Here is a 22005-nt window from a genome sequence, read left to right as displayed (position 1 = left end):
GGTATGAAGATTATTTGCATAGGAAGAAATTATGCTAAGCATATTGAGGAGTTAAAAAATGAAAGAGCTACAGATCCTGTAATTTTTTTAAAACCCGATACTGCTGTACTTTTAAAAAAACAACCATTTTTTATTCCAGATTTTTCTGATGATGTTCATTATGAAGTTGAACTTCTGGTAAAGATTAATAAAGTTGGGAAATATATTCAGTCTAAATTTGCTCATAAATATTATGATGAAATTGGATTGGGTATAGATTTTACGGCTAGAGACTTGCAATCACAATTAAAAGAAAAAGGATTGCCTTGGGAAAAATCTAAAGCATTTGATGGATCTGCAGTAATTGGAGAAAAATGGTTTTCAAAAGAAGAATTTGAGAGTCTTCAAAATATCAATTTTTCATTACAGAGGAATGGAGAAGAGGTTCAAAAAGGAAATACTGCGCATATGCTCTGCCAAATCGATGAGATAATCGAATATGTTTCACAATTCTTTACTTTGAAAATCGGAGACATTATTTTTACAGGTACTCCCGAAGGAGTTGGGAGAGTTAAAACCAATGACGTGTTAAATGGATATATTGAAAATGAATCTGTTTTTCAAATTAAAGTGAAATAATGAAAATATACGATTTGCAACAGGTAAAAGAAATGGCTGGGGGGGATGATGATTTTGTCGTGGAAATAGTAAAAGCATTTCTAGAAGAACTTCCTCCAGATATCAACCTGATGAGAGAAGCAGTTGAAAATAATAATCCAGAATTGGCTTATAGTGTGGCTCATAAAATGAAACCAAATTTGCAGATTTTTGGTTTAGAACTTTTAGAAAATATTAAAAGATTGGAATCTTGGTCTAAAGATAGAGTAACGAGAAAAGATATTTTAGAGGATGTAAGCCTTATTGAAAAGAAAGTTTTGTTAGCTTGCGAATCTTTAAAAGAAGATTTTCAAGTCATATGATTGCAGAAATAATAACTATTGGAGATGAAATTTTAATTGGTCAGATTGTAGATACCAATTCAGCTTATATCTCAAAAAAATTAAATTCTATTGGAGTAGAAGTTGGTCAAATCACTTCTATAAAAGATACAAAAGAGCATATTACTCAAACGCTGAATGATGTAAGTGGAAGAGCTCATATAGTTATTATTACTGGAGGTTTAGGACCTACCAATGACGATTTGACTAAAAAAACACTATGTGAGTATTTTAATGATTCTTATGTGGTAAATGAGAAAGTTCTTTCTCACGTAGAAAAATTGTTTGAAAAATATGTAGATACTCCTATCTCTCAACTTAATAGAGATCAAGCTTTGATTCCATCTAAGGCTATAGCTCTTAATAACGAGTATGGTACGGCTCCGGGAATGTGGTTTGATGAAAACAATGTTGTATATATTTCACTGCCAGGTGTTCCTTATGAAATGAAAGCACTTTTAGATAATGAAGTGTTACCTAGACTTCAGCAAAAATTTGAAAGACCTCATATTGTTCATAAAACGATTTTAACTTACGGATTAGGAGAAAGTGCTATTGCGGAAAAAATTGAAAGCTGGGAGACAGCTCTTCCTAATCATATTAAATTAGCTTATTTACCTAGTTTAGGAAGAGTAAGATTACGCCTAAGTGCTCGGGGAAGTGAAAGAGAATTTTTAGAAAACTCAATTGAATCAGAAATAGAGAAGCTTCAGCATATTATAGGTGATATTATTAAAGGTTTTGAAGGAGAAGAAACTTTAGAAGAACAAATTGCCCAAAAGTTTGTTGAACATAAAAAAACACTAGTTACTGCAGAAAGTTGTACCGGGGGAGAAGTAGCTTCTAGGTTTACCTCATATCCTGGTGCGTCCCAGTACTTTAAAGGAAGTATTGTGACTTATGCCACCAGTAGTAAAAATGATGTTTTAGGAATCCCTACAGAGCTTATTGATAGGTTTAGTGTGGTAAGTGAAGAAGTAACCCTTCAAATGGCTTTAAAAGCGAGGAAATTGTTTAAGGCAGACGTAGCTATTGCGACTACGGGTAATGCAGGTCCTACAAAAGGAGATAGTGATGCAGAGTTAGGGACAGTATATATTGCTTTAGTGAGTGAAAAAGAAGAAAAAGTCTATCAATTTAACTTCGGAAATAAAAGAGAAAAAGTGATTGAAAAGGCAGTAATAAAGGCGCAGGAAATTCTTTTAAGCTATTTTTCATAATTATCTTAATTTTTTATGAAGATATTGTTGGAGATTAGATTAAAATATCGTTAATTTGCATCCTGTTTTGAAATAACGAGAAAAGATTAGAAAAAATGTCAAGAGTTTGTGAACTTACGGGTAAAAAAGCGATGGTAGGAAACAATGTTTCTCACGCTATGAATAAAACTAAGCGTAAATTTAACGCCAATTTAGTTAAAAAACGTTTTTATATCCCAGAAGAGGATAAGTGGGTAACTTTAAAAGTATCGACTTCCGCATTAAAAAACATTAATAAAAAAGGAATCTCTGCTGTGATTAAAGAAGCGAGAGAAAAAGGATTCTTAAAAAAGTAATCTTACCTTTAATATCTTAGAGCAATGGCAAAGAAAGGAAATAGAGTTCAAGTAATATTAGAATGCACAGAGCATAAAGGATCTGGTAAACCAGGTACCTCTAGATATATTACCACAAAAAATAAAAAGAATACGCCGGATAGAATGGAGTTAAAGAAATTTAACCCAATTCTTAACAAAATGACGGTTCATAAAGAAATAAAGTAATAAGTTATGGCAAAGAAATCGGTAGCATCGTTACAAACAGGATCAAAGAGGCTTAGTAAAGCGATCAAAATGGTAAAATCTCCAAAATCTGGAGCTTATACTTTTGAAGAAGCTATTATGGCGCCAGAAGATGTAAAGGATTATTTCGATAAGAAATAAATACTTATAAAAAAATAACTAAGCCGTTTCGAATTTTCGAGACGGCTTTTTGTTTTTGTGTATATTTGCGAAACATTTAATTTGAGCGTTTCTTATTTTATTAATTTAATTTTAAGATGAGAAAGTTAGGTTTTTGGGTAGTTGCTTTTTATATTTTTACTAAAAAAGCTCTAAGGTTGCCCTTATGCCTAACACACATAAGTATAGCGTATGAGTTTTTTTAAAAAAATTTTTTCAAAAGAAAAAAAAGAAACCTTAGACAAAGGTTTAGAAAAGTCAAAAGAAAACTTCTTTGGCAAACTAAGTAAAGCCGTTGCAGGAAAATCTAAAGTTGATGATGAGGTTTTAGATGATTTAGAAGAAGTGTTAGTAGCGAGTGATGTTGGGGTAAAAACGACTATTAAAATTATAGATCGTATTGAGGCTCGTGTGGCTAAGGATAAATACTTAGGTACAGCAGAGCTTGATGTAATCTTGAGAGAAGAAATTGCAGGTTTATTAAGCGAATCAGGTTCAGGAGAACAAAAAGATTTAATTTCCGAGAAAAAGCCATATGTAATTATGGTAGTGGGTGTAAATGGTGTAGGTAAAACTACGACTATTGGTAAATTGGCTCATCAATTTAAAGCACAAGGTAAGAAAGTAGTTTTGGGAGCTGCAGATACTTTTAGAGCTGCCGCAATAGACCAACTTCAGGTGTGGGCCGATCGTGTAGATGTTCCTATTGTAAAGCAGAGTATGGGTAGTGATCCTGCTTCCGTAGCTTTCGATACTTTACAGAGTGCTGTGAAAATGGATGCCGATGTGGTGATTATTGATACTGCGGGTAGACTCCATAATAAAGTGAACTTAATGAACGAGCTTTCTAAAGTAAAGCGAGTGATGCAAAAAGTAATTATAGATGCTCCGCACGAAGTTTTATTGGTATTAGATGGTAGTACAGGACAAAATGCTTTTGAACAAGCTAAACAATTTACTGCAGCAACAGAAGTAACCTCTTTAGCGGTTACCAAACTTGATGGAACAGCAAAAGGAGGAGTTGTTATTGGTATTAGTGATCAATTTCAAATTCCTGTAAAATACATAGGAGTAGGTGAGGGGATAGAAGATTTACAAATATTCAATAAATTAGAATTTGTAGACTCTTTCTTTAAAAAGACCATCTAAACCCTACAAGAAAAGAAAACAAAAAGTCATTCTTTACGGAATGGCTTTTTTTAAATTCTATATATTTAAATTCATCCTTAATTAAATAAAGCTTTAAGTCTTAAAAGCTTTGTATCTTTGCACACATTTTTAAAATTGCTATGAGAACAAAATCACTGAAGAAAAATAAAATCAATGTCGTAACGCTGGGGTGTAGTAAGAATATTTATGATTCTGAAGTACTTATGGGGCAACTTAAGGCCAATAAGAAAGAAGTGGTTCACGAGGAAGAAGGTAATATTGTTGTCATTAACACCTGCGGATTTATAGATAATGCTAAAGAGCAATCTGTCAATACTATTTTAGAATATGCACAAAAGAAAGAAGAAGGTATTGTAGATAAAGTCTTCGTTACCGGTTGTCTTTCTGAGCGATATAAGCCAGATTTACAGAAAGAAATTCCCAATGTAGATCAATATTTTGGTACTACCGAGATGCCCTCTTTATTAAAAGCTTTAGGAGCCGATTATAAACACGAACTTTTAGGAGAACGTGTTACGACTACGCCAAAAAATTATGCCTTTTTAAAAATTGCCGAAGGTTGCGATCGTCCTTGTTCGTTTTGTGCAATTCCTTTAATGCGTGGCGGTCATAAATCTACACCCATCGAGCAATTGGTAAAAGAAGCTCAAGGTTTAGCGAGAGACGGAGTAAAAGAATTGATTCTTATTGCTCAAGATCTTACCTATTACGGGTTAGATATTTATAAGAAAAGAGCTTTAGCAGAATTACTTCGTGAACTGGTAAAGGTTGATGGGATTGAGTGGATTCGTTTGCATTATGCTTTCCCGACCGGTTTCCCGGAAGATGTACTCGATGTGATTAAAGAAGAACCAAAAGTTTGTAATTATATCGATATTCCGTTACAGCATATTTCTGATGATTTGCTAAAATCTATGCGTCGCGGGACTACCCACAAAAAAACTACAGACTTAATTCATAAATTCCGAGAAATCGTTCCTCAAATGGCAATAAGAACAACACTTATTGTTGGATATCCTGGAGAAACCGAAGCTCATTTTCAAGAATTAAAAGACTGGGTAAGAGAGATGCGTTTTGAACGTTTAGGAGCTTTTACCTATTCTCATGAAGAGAATACACACGCATATAGCCTAGAGGATGATGTTCCTGAAGAAGTAAAACAAGAACGTGCTAATGAGATTATGGAAATTCAATCGCAAATCTCTTGGGAATTAAATCAGCAAAAAATAGGAAAAGTGTTTAAATGTGTGATTGACCGTAAAGAAGGAAATTACTTCGTTGGGAGAACAGAATATGATTCTCCCGATGTAGATAATGAAGTCTTAATAGATGCTACTAAATACTATTTAAAGACGGGTGATTTTACACAAATAAAAATTAATCAAGCCGAAGATTTTGATCTTTACGGCGAACCGGTTACAGAAGAATAAAATAAAAAAGCCTTGGAACCTTCCAAGGCTTTTTTATTTACATGAACTTTATAGTTCTACAAATTAAAATATATCATTGTTGCTCTTAAAACGTAATTATCTGATGAAATAAATAGTTTAAGGAAAAAAGCGTTCAATTTATTACTTGATATTGTTAACTAAAAATTAGTAGATAAAAAGCTTAACAAATGTATCTTTGTAGGATTAAGATTCTACTTTATGGCCGACTGTATAGCTTACCAAAAAACGAACTACTTCTCTTCTTTAATCAACGATTATTTAGATCAAAAAGAATCCTTAAAAGGCTTTTACGAGAACTTTCCAAGTTTAGAGAATTTTCAAAAACAAGTGGAAACCAAGCAAAACAACTATTCTGCCAAGACTAGAAAAATTTTGGTGGAAAGTCTCAAGAATCAATATGTAAAAACAGCAGTTTCGGCTAAAACTCAAGAAAACTTAGAGTTTTTGACTAAAGAAAATTGCTTTACGATTACTACGGGGCATCAACTCAATTTATTTACGGGTCCGCTTTATTTTTTATATAAAATTATTTCGACTATCAATTTAGCCGAAGAGCTTTCAGAGAAATATCCTCTACAGCATTTTGTTCCCGTGTATTGGATGGCTACCGAAGACCATGATTTTGAAGAAATCAATTTTTTTAATTTTGAACATCATAAAATTCAATGGCAACGAGAAGCTAGCGGAGCGGTTGGAGATCTTGATACTAAAGGTTTAGAGCAAGTTTTTGAGAAGTTTCAAACCATTTTGAATGGTTCAGATCAATCGAAACATATACAATCTCTGTTTCAAGAAGCATATCTAGAGCACGATAATCTTACAGAGGCTACCCGATTTTTAGCTAATGAATTATTTGGGGAATACGGTTTAATTATCCTTGACGGAAATGATGCAGCACTAAAAAAAGAATTTAGTCCGTATGTGAAAAATGAGTTATTGTATCAAAATTCTTCAGATGAAGTTGGTAAAACTTCAAAGAAACTGAATGAATTAGGGTATAAAGTACAAGTGAATTCCAGGGAGATCAATCTTTTTTATTTAAAAGAGAACCTAAGAGAGCGTATTGTAAAAGATGAAGAATCTTATATCGTTCACGAGACGAACATCCGCTTTACGGAAGAGGAAATTTTAGTAGAATTAGAAAATCATCCCGAACGTTTTTCTCCTAATGTAATTATGCGGCCGCTTTATGAAGAAGTAATTTTGCCTAACCTTTGTTACATTGGTGGCGGTGGAGAATTAGCCTATTGGTTTCAGTTAAAATCATATTTCCGTAAAGAAGAAGTTACTTTTCCTATTTTATTATTGAGGAATTCAGCTTTGCTTATGTCTAAAAAACAATCTGAAAAAGCAGAGCGATTAAATCTATCTTTAACAGATATGTTTTTAAAACAAGAAGATTTAATTACAAAAAGAACTCACGAAATTTCTGATATAGAAATAGATTTTTCTACTCAAAAAGAACACCTTCAACAGCAATTTAAAGATCTTTATTCCTTAGCTAAAAATACAGACCAGTCTTTTAATGGTGCGGTGGCAGCACAAGAAAAAAAGCAAATTAATGGTTTAGACCATTTAGAAAAACGTTTATTAAAAGCTCAAAAAAGAAAATTACAAGACGAGTTAAAACGTTTGGTACATTTACAAGATCAAATTTTTCCACATCAAAGTTTACAAGAGAGAACAGCTAACTTTAGTAAGTTTTATGAAATATATGGTGAAGATTTGGTACCTATTTTGAAAAATGAACTGAAGCCTTTAGACTTGCAGTTTACAATTATAACCTTACCATAAATAGAAATTTTAAATTTCTAAACTAAAAAACTAACCTTATGAAAAGTATGCATTCCATTGATATGGAAACCGTCGAGATGACGTTAGATATCATGAAATACGCCATTAACCGAATTTCTAATACCAATCCAGAATTGGGCTCGCCAGTTAGAGAAGAAGAACTTCTAAGCCGAGTAGGAGAGACAGTCACCAAAGAAGGAATTGGCGGAGAGAAAGCCTTTCAAATGTTTAAAGACGTATTGGTAAAGACTGCCGTTCCTGCAGATCATCCTAGATATTTAGCGTTTGTCCCTGCCGCTCCAACCAGAGCAGCGACCCTTTTTGATTTAGTTACTTCAGCCTCTAGTATGCACGGTGCTTATTGGATGACTGGTGGTGGCGGAATCTTCTGTGAAAATCAGGCTATGAAATGGCTGGTTTCCCTTACAGGTTTACCCGAAGGAGCTTTTGGTGTTTTTACGAGTGGAGGAACATCAGCCAATTTATCTGCTATGATTGCTGCTCGTGAAGCTTGGCGCGATCGCAACGAAGACAACAGAGCGTATAAAGCTTTGCTTATTACCAGTAATGGTGCGCATTCTTCGGTGAAATCTATGGCAAAAGTAATAGATGCAGATATTATTTTGGTGGACGATGATGAAGATGATCGGTTAACAGGTAAATGGCTTCAAAAAGCAATTGATGATCTAAGTGAACTTGACCGCAAACGTTTATTTGCAGTAGTTGCTACAGGTGGAACTACCAATGCAGGAATTATTGATGAGTTAGATACAGTGGCTGATGTTTGTGAAAAAGAGAATTTGTGGTATCACGTAGATGCCGCATATGGAGGTGGAGCATTAGCTGCACCCTCGGTAAGACATTTATTTACAGGAATTGAACGTGCAGACAGCATTACTATAGATCCGCATAAATGGATGTTTTCCCCTTACGATTGTGGAGCAGTAATTTATAAAAATCTAGAACTAGCAAAAAATGCTCACTCTCAAAAAGGTTCTTATTTAGATATTTTTAAAGATCCAGGAGCGCAAGGTTTTAATCCTTCAGATTATCAAATTCAATTAACAAGACGCTTACGCGGATTGCCACTCTGGTTCTCTTTAGCTATGCATGGAACCGATAAATATACCGAAGCTATAGAAAGAGGCCTAGAACTGGCTCAAAATGCAGCCCAACAAATTGAAGCAGCACCTCATTTAGAATTGGTAAGAGATCCTAGTTTGTCTTGTGTACTATTTAGAAGAGTAGGATGGAATCCCGATAACTATAGAGACTGGACTTATGACAATCATAAAGCAGGATTTGCCTTAGTTACACCTACAAAATGGACTAAAAATGGAAAAACAGAAACAATTTCTCGTTTCTGTTTTATAAATCCTGATACTACTGAAAAAGATATTGAAGAAATTTTAGCTTCAATGAAGTAAGAATATTATTCAATTTCATAATCTAACCGCATTGTAATCGATGCGGTTTTCTTTTTACTAGAGGTGTTATATGCGCCACTCCAGCTATAATCTTCTCCGCTATTTCTTCCAGTAATTTGAAAAACGCCCATATCTGCTTTTTTCAGTTTTCCTAACTTTCCTCCAGCATTTTTAGCAATGCGTTCAGCTCTAAGCTTGGCATCTTCAGTAGCTTTAGAAATCATTTCAATTTTTAAATCTGCCAACTTAGTATAATAATATCTTGGAGGTGTAGAGTTAAATTGAACACCTCTATTTAGCAGTTCAGTAATTTCACGAGCTACTTTTTCAATCAGCTCCACTTGAGTAGATTCTACTTTTATAGATTGTCTTAATTCATAGCCTTCAAACTCTTGACCTACAAAATTTCCGTTTTCGTATTTGCTTTTTGTACGTTCTATAGTATTAACAGAGTCAAAAATAACTTCACCTTCTTTAATACCTTTTTCTTCTAAATATTTGTTTACTATTTCTTTATCTAATGCGATACCCTCATAAGCTTGTTTAAGATCTTTACTAAATCTAGAAAAAGTACCATTCCAAACAATTAAATCTGAAGTGAAATTAGAATTTCCAGCTCCGGTAACTTTAATAGAGTCATTAGTGTTTGCGCGTTCTATATATGCACTTCCCAAAAAATAGGAAGCTACAACTATAGCAATTGAAAAAATAATAGCACTTAGGTATTTCATTATCTATATAACTTATCAAAAAAATAAAGATATAAAATATAGGTTTAGGCTTATAAATTTTAACTCAAATTGTTACTTTTGCCTATGCAAAACAACGTACTTATATTAGATTTCGGATCACAGTATACTCAACTAATCGCAAGAAGAGTAAGAGAGTTAAATATTTACTGTGAAATTCATCCTTTCAACAAGATTCCAGACAACGTAGAAACCTTTAAAGCGGTGATTCTTTCGGGAAGTCCTTTTTCGGTTCGTAATGAAGATGCTCCGCATCCAGACCTATCAAAAATTAGAGGAAAAGTGCCTCTACTTGCGGTATGTTATGGAGCACAATATTTAGCTCATTTTCATGGCGGTAAAGTAGAACCTTCACAAACTAGAGAATATGGAAGAGCAAACCTTTCTATTATTAAAGATAAGGAAATGCTTTTTGATGCTATTACAGAAAACTCTCAAGTTTGGATGTCTCATAGTGATACCATTAAAGAACTGCCAGAAAACGGAGTTCGTTTAGCCAGTACACATGATGTATTAAATGCAGCTTACAGAATTGACGGAGAAGAAACTTTTGCTATTCAGTTTCATCCAGAAGTATATCATTCTACAGATGGGAAACAATTACTAGAAAACTTTTTAGTAAAAATCTCTGGAGTAGAGCAAGAGTGGACACCAGAAGCTTTTGTAGATATGACTGTAGATGAATTAAGAGAAAAAGTAGGTGATGATAAAGTTGTATTAGGATTAAGTGGAGGAGTAGATTCTACTGTTGCTGCGGTTCTATTACACAAAGCGATAGGCAAAAATCTTTACTGTATTTTTGTAAATAACGGCTTGCTTCGTAAAAATGAATTTGATAGCGTTTTAGACCAATATAAAGATATGGGTCTTAATGTAAAGGGCGTAGATTCATCTGCACGTTTTCTAGATGCGTTAGCAGGCAAAAGTGATCCTGAAGAAAAAAGAAAAACTATAGGTCGAGTATTTATTGAAGTTTTTGATGATGAAGCTCACTTATTAAAAGATGTAAAATTTTTAGCTCAAGGGACTATTTATCCAGATGTAATAGAATCTATTTCCGTCAACGGACCTTCAGCAACTATAAAATCTCATCACAATGTGGGAGGTTTACCCGATTTTATGAAATTAAAAGTGGTAGAGCCTTTAAGAATGTTATTTAAAGATGAGGTAAGAAGAGTAGGAGCAGAAATGGGAATTGATCCAGAGTTATTAGGAAGACATCCTTTTCCTGGTCCAGGATTAGCTATTAGAATTTTAGGTGATATAACTCCAGAGAAAGTAAGAGTTTTACAAGAAGTAGATCATATTTTTATACAAGGTTTAAAAGACTGGATGCTTTATGATAAAGTATGGCAAGCAGGAGCAATATTACTTCCTGTAAATTCGGTTGGTGTAATGGGAGACGAGCGTACTTATGAAAAAGTAGTTGCTTTAAGAGCAGTAGAATCTACAGATGGAATGACTGCAGATTGGGTAAATCTTCCTTATGATTTTCTTCAAAAAATATCTAACACTATAATAAATCGAGTTAAAGGCGTTAATAGAGTAGTGTATGATATTAGTTCTAAGCCACCCGCTACAATTGAGTGGGAATAATTATTGCTAAGGAATATAAAAACGAGTAGATGAAAAAATTGGTTCAGGTTTTATTGGTATGTGTTGGAGTTTTTCAATTGGGATTCTCACAGGGATATAAAACACATAAAGTAAAAAAGGGAGAAACAATAGAGAGTATTGCTCAGAAATATAAAATTTCTGAAGCATCAATTTTTAGGCTTAATCCAGATGCGAAGAACAAGAAAATAGCTTCTACTGTTTTAGTTATTCCAACAGAAGAAATTGTACCTACATCAGAAGAAGGAAGTTCAATTACTTTTAAGCAATATCAGGTAAAGAGTAAAGAGACTTTATATAGTATTGCTAAAACTAATGATGTTTCTGTAGATGAAATTAAAAAGTATAATTCGTATTTACTAAAAGAAGAATTAGGAAAAGGTGACCTTATTAAGATACCTATTTTTAGTGAGAAGAAAGAGACGATTAATTATAATGAATCTTTAAGCGAATCTTCTTTTAGCAATGTAATTCATATTGTTTTACCTAAAGAAACTAAATATGGAATTGCTCAAAAATATGGTTTAAGTGTAGAGCAATTAAATGAGTTGAATCCTACGGTATTTGAATTAAAAGCAGGCCAGTTACTTACCATTGTCAATAAAAATAAAAAAGCGGTAAGTAATCATTCGCAAGATGATTCTAACAATAGATTTCAAGAATATGAAGTTCAACCTAAGGAAACTTATTATAGTTTAACCAGACGCTTTCAGGTTTCTAAAGATTCACTTTTAGCTTGGAACCCTCAATTAGCTCAAGAAGGTTTAGAGGCGGGTATGACGATTAAGCTACCAAAAAAATCGAATGATCTCTCTGTTTTAAACAATTCAGAAAAAATAAATTTAGAAGAGTTAATTTCTAACCGTGATCGTAAAAAGATTGCGGTAATGCTTCCTTTTAGTCTTCAAAAATTTAATGCAGATATTGATAAAGAAGATCAACTTAAAAATGATAAAGTACTAAGAATTTCTTTAGATTTTTATAGCGGAGTTGAAGAAGCTATCGCTAAAGCGGAAAAATTAGGGATTTATGTTGATGCTAACGTTTACGATACACAGAGAAATAAGTCTAAGGTGAGCGAAATTATCAATACCAATGATTTTTCTGAAACTCAATTAGTAATAGGTCCATTATTAACGGCAAACTTAGAAGAGGCTTCGCGTTTATTAGATAATGCAGGTGTTCCCGTTTTATCTCCTCTAACGAGTGGAGAGCTTAACGGAAAAAGTAATTTGATACAAACTAGACCATCAGATTTAATGATGGAACAGGCCTTAATCACGTATTTAGATAGCTTAAAACAAGGAAAAAATATCTTGATTTTAACTGATAAAAAACATCAGTTTATCAAAGATAAATTGGCATATACCATCCCTGAAGCTAGAATTATTACTCAAAAGGAAGAAGACTATTTACAACAGTCAGATTTAACTTCTAAATTAGATAAAAATAAAGAAAATTGGGTAGTTATCGAAGCAGATGATGTTGCCTTAGTAACAAATAGTACTTCTTATTTAAATGCGCTTTCTAAAAGTTATCCTATTAGATTATTTACTTCTAATAAAACTGATACGTTTGAAGATGAGGTTCCTAACCAATACTTAACTAATTTAAAGTTTACATACGCTTCTATCTCTAGAGAATATCAAAAAGATCCTTTAAGTGAATTTATTAGTACTTATAAAGAAAACTACGGCGTAATTCCTAACAAATATGCAGTAAGAGGTTATGATATCACTTTAGATGCTTTGTTAAGGTTAGCGTCATCTAATGATTTTTATGAAGCTTTAAGTATAGAAGGAACATCAGAATATATTGAGAATAAATTCAGTTACCATAAAAAAATGATTGGTGGGTTTTACAATGATGCAGTTTATTTAATGCAATATCAAGAAAATCTTGAGCTTAAAGTTTTAAACGATTAATTATGGTTACATCTACAGTAGTTTACGAAGGGAATCTAAGAGTCAGAAATACTCATCTTAAAAGTGAAGATACTTTTTTAACCGATGCGCCAACAGATAATAATGGTAAAGGAGAAGCATTTTCTCCAACGGATGTAGTGGCAACAGCTCTCGCAAGTTGTATGCTTACTATAATGGGGATTTTGGCCGAAAGAGAACATATAGATTTAGTAGGAACAGGAGCTAACGTTACTAAAACCATGGCTTCCAACCCTCGTAGAATTTCTAAGATTGAAGTTCAGCTTACTTTTCCTAAGAACTACGATGACTCTACAAAAAAGAAACTTGAGAATGCGGCGTTAACTTGCCCTGTTCATCATAGCTTACACCCAGATATTGATAAAGATATACAGTTTATATATCCATCATAATTAGCGTTATCATATTAATGATAAAAGCCCTATTTATAATTTATAAATAGGGCTTTTATTATACTAAATTTTTTTCTTAAAAAGAAATTACTTCTTTTTGAACCTCTTGAAATTCGGTAATGATTTCTTTTACGATTTCGGCAGCAGGTTTAATTTCGTTTATCAATCCGCTTATTTGTCCAATCTCTAATTCACCTTCCTCTAAATCACCTTCAAACATTCCTTTTTTAGCTCTAGCTCGTCCTAGAAGTGATATCAAATCTTCTTTAGTAGGTTGCGTGGTATAAAGTTCCATCACATCATTAAAAAACTTATTTTTTAATAAACGTACGGGAGCTAATTCTTTAAGGGTTAGTTGCGTTTCTCCTTCCTGCGCTTTTACCACTAAATCTTTAAAATTTTGGTGAGAAGACGCTTCGGGTGAAGCAACAAAACGGCTTCCAATTTGAACCGCATCTGCACCTAAAATCATAGCCGCAAGCATTCCTCTTCCTGTGGCAATTCCACCTGCTGCAATTAAAGGAATTTGTAACTTTTCTTTTACCATTGGGATAAGGGTAAAAGTAGTTGTTTCTTCTCTTCCATTATGTCCGCCTGCTTCAAACCCTTCCGCTACGACGGCATCAACCCCAGCAGCTTCTGCTTTTAATGCAAATTTTACGCTGCTTACCACGTGCACCACTTTAATTCCTTTTTCTTTTAAAATAGAAGTGTAAGTTTTAGGATTTCCGGCAGAGGTAAAAACAATTTCAACTCCTTCTTCTATAATAATTTCCATAATTTCCTCCAAGTTGGGATACAACATAGGAACATTTACAGCAAAAGGAAAGGAAGTTGCTTTTTTGCACTTTACAATGTGCTCTCTTAATACTTCGGGATACATAGAGCCAGCTCCAATTATTCCTAAACCGCCTGCATTACTAACGGCGCTGGCCAGCTTCCAGCCGCTAGCCCATATCATACCAGCTTGAATTAATGGATATTTTATATTAAATAGAGAAGTAATTTTATTGGTTTGCATTAGTTTTTAATAATTTTAAGAGTTTTTTCTTCTGTATTATTTGAGACTTGTAATAAGTAAATCCCCTTCGAAAAAGAAGAGAAATCTATTTGGTTAGCGTGTTTAACTTCCAACACTTTTTTTCCTAACATCGTATAAACTTTTATAGTGTTCGCTTCTGCGGAAGCGTTACGCAAATAAAGCATATTAGAAGTGGGGTTGGGATAAGCGATAATCGTGTTTTTATCAACAGACAGAGTGGAAAGTACGTCTTGCACGGCCATTGAAAAATCTGGAATTCCGTATCCAATTTCATTATTTGGATTGTTGTAACGAGAAGCAGATTCTCTTACAATTTGCATAATTTCTAGATTGGTTTTGCTAGGGTTAGCTTGCCATAAACTTGCAATAGCACCTGTCATAATCGGAGAAGAGAAAGAGGTTCCGTTTGAGAAATCAATATTTCCATTTATATTAATAATTGCAGAACCAGCACCTTGAGCCACTACATCTGGTTTTACACGTCCATCTGCAGAAGGACCTATAGAACTAAAAGATACATAATCTCCGTTTTGATCTACCGCGCCTACTGTAAAAACATTCCCGTCGGCAGGAGCATTTATAATAGGAAAACTAAAATCTTGCCCAGAATTACCAGCCGAGTTAACTACTAAAATTCCCTTTTCTACTGCAATATTAGCTCCTCTAGTGATGAAAGCCGTATTACCATCCATATCTTGTGGAGTATAGTTGTAATTGGGGTTGTCAAATTGGGAATAACCTAAAGAGGAATTGATTAAATCTACCCCCAAACTATCTGCTCTTTCGGCTGCTTCTACCCAATAGCTTTCTTCTACTGGAGTTTCAGAATTAGCATCTTCGGTTCTAAATAAATAAAAGGAAGCGTCTGGAGAAGTTCCTACAAATTGATTATTGAGAAAACCAACCATATCTGAAAGCACAATAGCTCCGTGATTGTGTAAATTTGAACTCGCAAAGTTATTAGATCTAGCTACAAAATCATACCCCCCAAGCAAGCGATTATCTTGATTTAAATCTGCAAAACCAGGATTCGTTAACACATTAGGAAAACCTGAATCTAAAACAGCAATTAGCATTCCCGTACCTATATAATCATCTTGATGCAAGTCCTCAACATTTAGCATTGAAACTTGATTGTTGCTCGCCCCATAATTATAATTTACATTTACCTCAAATTTTTGCTGGATGTCTTCACTTTGCTCCATTTGAGCTGGTCTTGGGTTAAGCATATCATTCGCAAAAACTATATTTTGAACAAAATTTAGATTACTTAAATTGTTTATATTTTGAATGCTTCCTAGCACATGAACGCAATTAAACCATTTAGATTTTGCTTTAACCACAATACCGGTTTGGCTTTTTAGCGTGGTAATGTAATTTTCATTTACAGGAACGTCTCTGGCATCTATAGCTATATTATGTAAGTTTTTACGTGTAATTGCACGTTGACTAAGAATAGAACTGGGATTGCTTATAGAAGCTTGTACATTAGGTTTATCTGTAAAATAAATCCAAGCGTGTTCTTGAGCTTTTAGTCCAAAAGAAATTACGAGTAAAACTCCAAAAATATAGTTTTTCATTTTTATAAAATTAAGAAATTACGCCAGAGCCAATCAATTCATCATCTTGATACCAAGCAACAAATTGTCCTTCCATGATAGCGGTTTGAGGTTGATCAAATATTACATAAAGACCTTGCTCTTCTTGGTATAAGGTAGCATCTTCTAAGGTTTGTCGGTAGCGAATTCTTGCTTTGGTTTTCAATTGGCTACCCACAGGTAATTTTAAATCTTCTCGTACCCAATGGATCTCATTTTTATCAACAAAAAGTCCTTTTCTTAAAAGTCCGGGATGATTCTTGCCTTGTCCTGTATAAATCACATTTTCATCTACATCGGTTTCGATTACAAAAAGTGGTTCTGGGGTACCACCAACACCCAAACCTTTTCGCTGACCTTTTGTAAAATAGTGTGCCCCATTATGACGCCCTACTTTTTTACCTTGTTCCTTATGGTAAGTATATTTTTTTACTTGACTAGTTAAAGAAGCATCTTCTTCCTTATCGGAAAAATAGGTAGCATCGTTAGCTTCTATCTCAACAATAATTCCATCTTTAGGTTGAAGTTTTTGCTGAAGAAATTCCGGCAAACGGACTTTCCCTATAAAACATAAACCTTGAGAGTCCTTTTTTTCTGCTGTGACTAAATCTTGCTGGGTAGCAATTTCTCTCACTTCACTCTTTTGCAAATTACCTATGGGAAATAAAGTTTTTGCCAATTGCTCTTGAGAAAGCTGACATAAAAAATAAGACTGATCTTTATTTTTATCCTTCCCCGCTAATAATTGATAGATGGTTTCTCCGTCTTTTTCAAATTCAGCTTTTCTACAATAATGTCCCGTAGCCACATAATCGGCTCCTAGAGAAAGTGCAATTTTCATAAAGACATCAAACTTTATTTCTCTATTGCATAATACGTCTGGGTTAGGAGTTCTTCCTTTACCATATTCATCGTACATATAATCTACAATACGTTCTTTATAATCTTCACTAAGATCTACCGTTTGAAAAGGAATATTCAATTTTTCGGCTACTAACATAGCATCATTGCTATCATCTAGCCAAGGGCATTCATCACTTATGGTTACAGAGTCATCGTGCCAATTTTTCATAAATAAGCCAATTACTTCATAACCTTGTTCCTTTAATAGGTATGCGGTTACACTAGAATCTACTCCGCCACTTAAACCTACTATCACTCTTTTTTTAGCCACAATCTCTTTTTTTAATGCAAAAATATGAATTTTAGTCGGTTTGTTTTTTCTTTACTTTCAATGGAGTTTTAGGTAAAGGGTATTTTATGGTTTGTACCACTTTTCCGTCATCATAAAACTTCCAAATTCCGTCTTTTTCGTCCTCTTTATAATTTCCTTCGCTTAAAATGTTTCCCGATTTATCGTAGATTTTAGTTAAGCCGTTCAGCTTTCCATTTTTATAGGTGTAATACTGCAAAATTTGCTTGTCTTTAAGGTACACGATTTCAGTTCCGTCAAGCTTACCATTTTTGTAATTTTCTTCTTGCGCCAACATTCCGTCAGGTAAAAAGGTTTTTTTGTTCCCGTGTAGCTTATCGTTTTTATAATTTTCTATCATCATTAATTTTTCCCCACCTTTGTGGTAATACCTCCAGGTGCCTTCTCTTTTCTTGTTAACCATATTACCTTGACTTACTATTGCCTCATTATTTGTATAGTAAGTTACCAGAATAGAATCATTTTTAGTATTATATTCTTTTGTAGCTACGGGTTGGTTATAGTTTCCCTCTTTGTAAAACTTAAAAACACCTACTTCTTTACCATGCTCAAAAGTACCTTCATATCTTTTTTGATTGGTACCTTCAAATTTTTTCATCCATTTCCCGTGACGTTTGCCGTTGGCATCGGTTTGATTCAACTTTTCTGTTTGAGCATAATTTTTAATTCCGAACATAGAAATACATAGCAGAAGTAAAAAAAATCTTTGAGTTTTCATGAATGATGGTTTTTGTATATTGGGCATAATTTTAAATGTAAATCCTAAATGAATTATTCTATATCAAAATTAACAAAAATACTGCCAGTATTATTGTTTGCCTGTGTTCTTTTTTCTTGTCAAGACGATGATGATAATGGTAATGTAATAGAAGGAAACAACTCTATTATAAATTACTTGCAAAAAAACAATGAGTATTCTATTATAGCTCAAACGGTTGTCAAAGCTGGCTATAAAGGTACTTTAGATGGGAATTCAGGTACTTATACCTTTTTCGCACCCGATAATGAGGCTATGAATATTTATTTTTCTGACCTAGGTATTTCTGGCTTAGAAGCATTATCAGATGAAGAAGCTCAAAGGCTAGTTGACTATCATCTTTTGCAAACACCAAACAATGCAGAAAACTTTACTACAGGTTATTTAAAAACAAACGCTAAAAAAGTATTGAATGATTCGGTTAGTTATAATTTAGATTTGTTTGTAGATAGTGAAAAAGACTTAATTTTTAATGCACAAACCCGTATAGTTTTTCCTAATATAGATGTAGATAATGGCGTTTTACACGGAATTGATAAAGTTCTTAACCCGCCAAGTGTAACCGATTTAATGCAAATTGATAGTCGACTTCTTAGTTATTATGAAGAATTGGAAGCTGAGGATTTACTGTCAGAAATTCAGACTGAAGATGACAAAACTATTTTTGTTCCTATAGACATCGATTTAGATCCCTTTTTGGCGAATCAAAATTTTACTACTTCAGAAAAAGTGAATTTTTTAAAAAATCACCTTATGGAAGGTTTTTTTACAACAGATTTTCTTCAAACTGGATATTTTAAGAATAGGGCAGTAGCCAGTAATAGTAATCATATAGATACTTATTTTAATTTAACCTTGGGATTATTATTAAATGGAACTAGCAATATTATAGAACAAGATATTGTAGGGACAAATGGAGTAATTCACGTTTTAGATAAAGTATTAGAAGTTCCTAATTTGTATACTTTTGTTAACGCTGATGTGGATTTATTTACTTTTCAGACTGCCTTAACACGCGATGATCAACTCCCAGAAAATTATATAAACCGACTAATGAGTAACGACGGAACTGAAAGCCCGTTTACAATTTTTGCTCCCATAGATACAGCTTTTGAAAGTGCTTTGTTAGAGCTTTTCCCAAATCAAAATGCTACATTAGAAGATATTGATACTGCAACCTTAACCTCTATACTTAATAATCATATCGTTACTAATAATGCTTATACATTAGAATCTTTACCTTCGAATGTAAATACCTTAGAAAGTCAAATTCAAGTGATAAAAACCGACAGTACTTTTACTTTAACAGATGTGCAACTGCGTCAGTCTAATTCGGTAAGAGTAGATGTTCAAGCCAAAAATGGACTTTTACATAAAATTGATACTCTGTTACTGCCGTAGCTCTGAATTTTTCAATATGAAATTTACAGAAAAATATGGGGATTATATAGGATAAGAAATTAAAGTTCTAAATAAAATCATTAAGAAATCACTTATTAATTTGCGACTTCTTTACAGCATAGCCTAAAATAAATTTTGAAAAGAGAGAGTAGAAGATTTTTTAAAGAAGATGACCGATAAAGAACTAGCCTTCTTTTTAAAATTCCGGTACAAAGAATTTATGCCTTATTCAAAACAAAAAATACAATCTGAATTAAATAAAAGAAGTTTATCTGATATACACCTTGCTAAACTAACTAATCATAATGCGAAATTTGAACTTGAAAATTGTCCGCGATGTGGCTCCAATAATTTTTATAGTATAAAAGAGTCAGAATTACGTGCAACTCAATATGGAGGCTATGAAGTTGAAAAGACATCTAAAAAATGCAGAATATGCTCTTATAATGCTGAAAAGGAGAAGCTCATTAGTTGGAAAGTTAGATTTTATAAGTTCTTAGGAAAATACTCTTGGAAAAAAATTAAATAAAAAAAGCTCTTGAAAATTTTCAAGAGCTTTTTTGTATCAATGATTTAGGTGATGTGATTATTTTTTAGCCTTTTTTTGCTGCTCGGCTTGTTCCATCATTTCCTGCATTTTTCTAGAAAACTTATTTTGCTTCTTAGGTTTCTTTTTATTCTCTTGAATCTTAGCATGTATCTTATCTTCATCAATAATGAAGTTTTTAATGACCAACATAATTCCTATTGTAATTAAGTTAGAAGTTAAATAATACAACGATAATCCACTTGCGTAATTATTGAAGAAAATCAACATAAATAATGGAGATAAGTACATGATAAATTTCATGTTTGGCATCCCAGGCTGTGTCTGTTGCATATTTTGCCCTGTAGTCATCATCATATAAATGAAAATAGCGATAGAAGCAAGGATAGGGAATAAACTTACGTGGTCTCCATAAAACGGAATAGTAAAGGGTAGTTCTGCAACTACATCATAACTCGATAAATCATCTGCCCATAAGAAGCTTTTTTGTCTAATATCAAAAGCACTAGGAAAGAAATTGAATAAAGCATAAAACACGGGAATTTGCATTAAAGCAGGTAAACATCCACTCATAGGGCTAGCTCCAGCTTTGCTATACAGCTTCATAGTTTCTTGCTGCTTTTTCATTGCATTGTCCTTGTACTTTTCATTCAACTCATTAATTTCAGGTCTTAAAACCTTCATTTTTGCTTGAGAAACGTACTGCTTGTATTGTACAGGAGAAAGCAGTAATTTAACTGAAATAGTTAAGAAAATAATAGCAATTCCAGCTGGTAAAAATCCGCTAAGGAGGTTAAAAAATGGAATGATTAAAAACTGATTAATCCATCCAAAAATCCCCCATCCTAAAGGAACTACTTCATCTAAATTACGGTCGTATTCATTTAATATTTTATAATCGGTTGGGCCATAATAAAAGTCCATGGTTTCATTAAACTCACCACCTTTTAGCTGTAAAGGAACAGAAGCTGAAAACTCTTTAGTGAAAACAGTATCTACTTCTTCATCTTGAACTAAATTTTTAGAAACAAATTTAGCTCTTTCAAAAGGTGCATCAGTTAATAAAATAGAGTTGAAGAAGTGCTGTTTAAAAGCTATCCAAGAGATTTCTTCATCTTCAGCGTCATCGTTATCTCCTTGTCCAGTGTAATCATCTTTATCACCTTCATACTCCCAAAGAATTTCTGTGTATCTATTCTCGTAAGAAATACTTTTTGCGTGGCGGTATGCTTTTAATTTCCAGTCAAGCTGAATATTATCTTTGTTAATGACATTGGACAATCCATTAGAACGAATGGCAAAGTCAAACATATAATCTTCTGGCTTTAACTCATAATAGTATTCTAAATACTCATTTTGAGAGACTTTTAATTTCATCGATAAAGAAGAACCATCTTTTGAAAGGCTAGGCTCAAAATACATATCTTGAGTAGCTATAGAACGGTTATCTTGAGTGGTGAAGTTTAAATTGAAGGAAGCATTACCATCCTTAACAATATAGATAGGTAAAGAATCGTAGGTTTTAAAGTTTTTAAGTTTAGCTTCTACAATTTGTCCCCCTTTATTACTTATTTTTAATTCTAATACATCGTTCTCTAAAGTAGTTACGTTTTCTTTAGCAGAAGGAAGGGTAGAAGAATAGCTAAATACACCAAGTTTTTCTTGTGCTTTAGCAATGCTTAATGAATCTGCAGTAGGTGAGTTTGTGGTAAGCTCATTTTTAGGAGTAGTCTGTTCAACACTTTCCTGTTTTTCTGGTGTGCCTACTTCTTCTACTTGTGTAGATTCGTCTTGGTTGTAATAAAGCATCCATAGTAAGACTGCTCCAATTAAGAAAAATCCGATAAGGGAATTAAGGTCAAATTTTTTATTATCCATAAGAATGTTTCAATGATCAAGTTTTCAAACAACTTGAGTATCTTTAAATAAGCGTGCAAAACTCTTAAATTTCATTTAAAACACGCATTAAATCGTTAAAAATTATTTCAAAA

At 33.2% G+C, this 22005-nt stretch carries 21 protein-coding genes; 15 read left to right on the top strand and 6 right to left on the bottom strand.

Annotation, left to right across the window (positions count from 1 at the left end):
• Positions 1 to 3 precede the first annotated feature (3 nt).
• The 10 genes from FT986_RS10890 to FT986_RS10845 all read left to right on the top strand — a co-directional run bounded on the left by FT986_RS10890 (position 4) and on the right by FT986_RS10845 (position 8758).
• Positions 4 to 618 carry a fumarylacetoacetate hydrolase family protein gene (locus FT986_RS10890; protein ID WP_147865075.1) on the top strand — a complete coding sequence of 205 codons (615 nt, stop codon included), beginning with the start codon at positions 4 to 6 and terminating at the stop codon, positions 616 to 618.
• Entirely contained in the window at positions 618 to 959 is a 342-nt protein-coding gene (locus tag FT986_RS10885; protein ID WP_147865074.1) for an Hpt domain-containing protein, read from the top strand. Before FT986_RS10890 ends, FT986_RS10885 begins: the two co-directional genes overlap by 1 nt.
• Positions 956 to 2197, top strand: coding sequence for a competence/damage-inducible protein A (locus tag FT986_RS10880; protein ID WP_147865073.1), 1242 nt, complete (start codon positions 956 to 958; stop codon positions 2195 to 2197). Before FT986_RS10885 ends, FT986_RS10880 begins: the two co-directional genes overlap by 4 nt.
• A 95-nt stretch (positions 2198 to 2292) precedes the next feature.
• On the top strand, positions 2293 to 2532 hold the full coding sequence (gene rpmB / locus FT986_RS10875) for a 50S ribosomal protein L28 (RefSeq protein WP_111541561.1): 240 nt from the start codon (positions 2293 to 2295) through the stop codon (positions 2530 to 2532).
• Positions 2533 to 2556: 24 nt separating this feature from the next.
• Entirely contained in the window at positions 2557 to 2739 is a 183-nt protein-coding gene (gene rpmG, locus FT986_RS10870; protein WP_111541562.1) for a 50S ribosomal protein L33, read from the top strand.
• A gap of 6 nt (positions 2740 to 2745) precedes the next feature.
• On the top strand, positions 2746 to 2898 hold the full coding sequence (locus tag FT986_RS10865; protein WP_111541563.1) for a DUF4295 domain-containing protein: 153 nt from the start codon (positions 2746 to 2748) through the stop codon (positions 2896 to 2898).
• Between the two features lie 210 nt (positions 2899 to 3108).
• Positions 3109 to 4065 (top strand): signal recognition particle-docking protein FtsY, encoded by a 957-nt coding sequence (ftsY, locus tag FT986_RS10860; protein WP_147865072.1) that lies wholly within the window; start codon positions 3109 to 3111, stop codon positions 4063 to 4065.
• A gap of 140 nt (positions 4066 to 4205) precedes the next feature.
• Entirely contained in the window at positions 4206 to 5516 is a 1311-nt protein-coding gene (gene rimO / locus FT986_RS10855; RefSeq protein WP_147865071.1) for a 30S ribosomal protein S12 methylthiotransferase RimO, read from the top strand.
• A gap of 219 nt (positions 5517 to 5735) precedes the next feature.
• Complete coding sequence (gene bshC, locus FT986_RS10850; RefSeq protein ID WP_147865070.1) at positions 5736 to 7331, top strand: bacillithiol biosynthesis cysteine-adding enzyme BshC; 1596 nt, start codon at positions 5736 to 5738, stop codon at positions 7329 to 7331.
• A gap of 38 nt (positions 7332 to 7369) precedes the next feature.
• Complete coding sequence (locus FT986_RS10845; protein ID WP_147865069.1) at positions 7370 to 8758, top strand: aminotransferase class V-fold PLP-dependent enzyme; 1389 nt, start codon at positions 7370 to 7372, stop codon at positions 8756 to 8758.
• 5 nt (positions 8759 to 8763) lie between these two features.
• On the opposite strand, the gene FT986_RS10840 is transcribed toward FT986_RS10845, so the two are convergent.
• The gene (locus FT986_RS10840) at positions 8764 to 9489 is read right to left on the bottom strand and encodes an SIMPL domain-containing protein (protein ID WP_147865068.1); all 726 of its coding nucleotides are present in this window, start codon (positions 9487 to 9489) and stop codon (positions 8764 to 8766) included.
• A gap of 84 nt (positions 9490 to 9573) precedes the next feature.
• On the opposite strand from FT986_RS10840, the gene guaA reads away from it, so the two are divergent.
• The 3 genes from guaA to FT986_RS10825 are packed head-to-tail and all read left to right on the top strand — an operon-like array spanning position 9574 to position 13456.
• On the top strand, positions 9574 to 11103 hold the full coding sequence (gene guaA / locus FT986_RS10835) for a glutamine-hydrolyzing GMP synthase (RefSeq protein WP_111541569.1): 1530 nt from the start codon (positions 9574 to 9576) through the stop codon (positions 11101 to 11103).
• Positions 11104 to 11132: 29 nt separating this feature from the next.
• Complete coding sequence (locus tag FT986_RS10830; protein ID WP_147865067.1) at positions 11133 to 13046, top strand: LysM peptidoglycan-binding domain-containing protein; 1914 nt, start codon at positions 11133 to 11135, stop codon at positions 13044 to 13046.
• A gap of 2 nt (positions 13047 to 13048) precedes the next feature.
• Entirely contained in the window at positions 13049 to 13456 is a 408-nt protein-coding gene (locus tag FT986_RS10825) for an OsmC family protein (protein WP_147865066.1), read from the top strand.
• 76 nt (positions 13457 to 13532) lie between these two features.
• Here FT986_RS10825 and FT986_RS10820 read toward each other — a convergent pair whose 3' ends face one another.
• From FT986_RS10820 to FT986_RS10805, 4 genes are read right to left on the bottom strand one after another with little or no spacing between them, the layout of a single operon-like run.
• Positions 13533 to 14477, bottom strand: a complete 945-nt coding sequence (locus FT986_RS10820; protein ID WP_147865065.1) for a nitronate monooxygenase family protein — start codon at positions 14475 to 14477, stop codon at positions 13533 to 13535.
• Positions 14477 to 16078, bottom strand: coding sequence for a S8 family serine peptidase (locus FT986_RS10815; protein ID WP_147865064.1), 1602 nt, complete (start codon positions 16076 to 16078; stop codon positions 14477 to 14479). Before FT986_RS10815 ends, FT986_RS10820 begins: the two co-directional genes overlap by 1 nt.
• A 10-nt stretch (positions 16079 to 16088) precedes the next feature.
• The gene (mnmA, locus tag FT986_RS10810; protein WP_370451171.1) at positions 16089 to 17270 is read right to left on the bottom strand and encodes a tRNA 2-thiouridine(34) synthase MnmA; all 1182 of its coding nucleotides are present in this window, start codon (positions 17268 to 17270) and stop codon (positions 16089 to 16091) included.
• Between the two features lie 31 nt (positions 17271 to 17301).
• Complete coding sequence (locus tag FT986_RS10805) at positions 17302 to 18027, bottom strand: toxin-antitoxin system YwqK family antitoxin (protein WP_187248613.1); 726 nt, start codon at positions 18025 to 18027, stop codon at positions 17302 to 17304.
• A gap of 48 nt (positions 18028 to 18075) precedes the next feature.
• Here FT986_RS10805 and FT986_RS10800 point away from each other — a divergent pair, with 48 nt between their 5' ends.
• A complete protein-coding gene (locus FT986_RS10800) occupies positions 18076 to 19467 on the top strand; it encodes a fasciclin domain-containing protein (protein ID WP_147865061.1) in 1392 nt (463 codons plus the stop codon).
• A gap of 169 nt (positions 19468 to 19636) precedes the next feature.
• Positions 19637 to 19996 carry a hypothetical protein gene (locus FT986_RS10795; RefSeq protein WP_147865060.1) on the top strand — a complete coding sequence of 120 codons (360 nt, stop codon included), beginning with the start codon at positions 19637 to 19639 and terminating at the stop codon, positions 19994 to 19996.
• 57 nt (positions 19997 to 20053) lie between these two features.
• On the opposite strand, the gene yidC is transcribed toward FT986_RS10795, so the two are convergent.
• Positions 20054 to 21892 (bottom strand): membrane protein insertase YidC, encoded by a 1839-nt coding sequence (gene yidC, locus FT986_RS10790; RefSeq protein WP_147865059.1) that lies wholly within the window; start codon positions 21890 to 21892, stop codon positions 20054 to 20056.
• Between the last annotated feature and the right edge of the window lie 113 nt (positions 21893 to 22005).

This window comes from Mesonia sp. K4-1 (genome assembly GCF_008017825.1).
Lineage (GTDB): Bacteria > Bacteroidota > Bacteroidia > Flavobacteriales > Flavobacteriaceae > Mesonia.
Note: the sequence above shows the minus strand (reverse complement) of the source record. Positions and strands in the feature narration are given on the sequence as shown.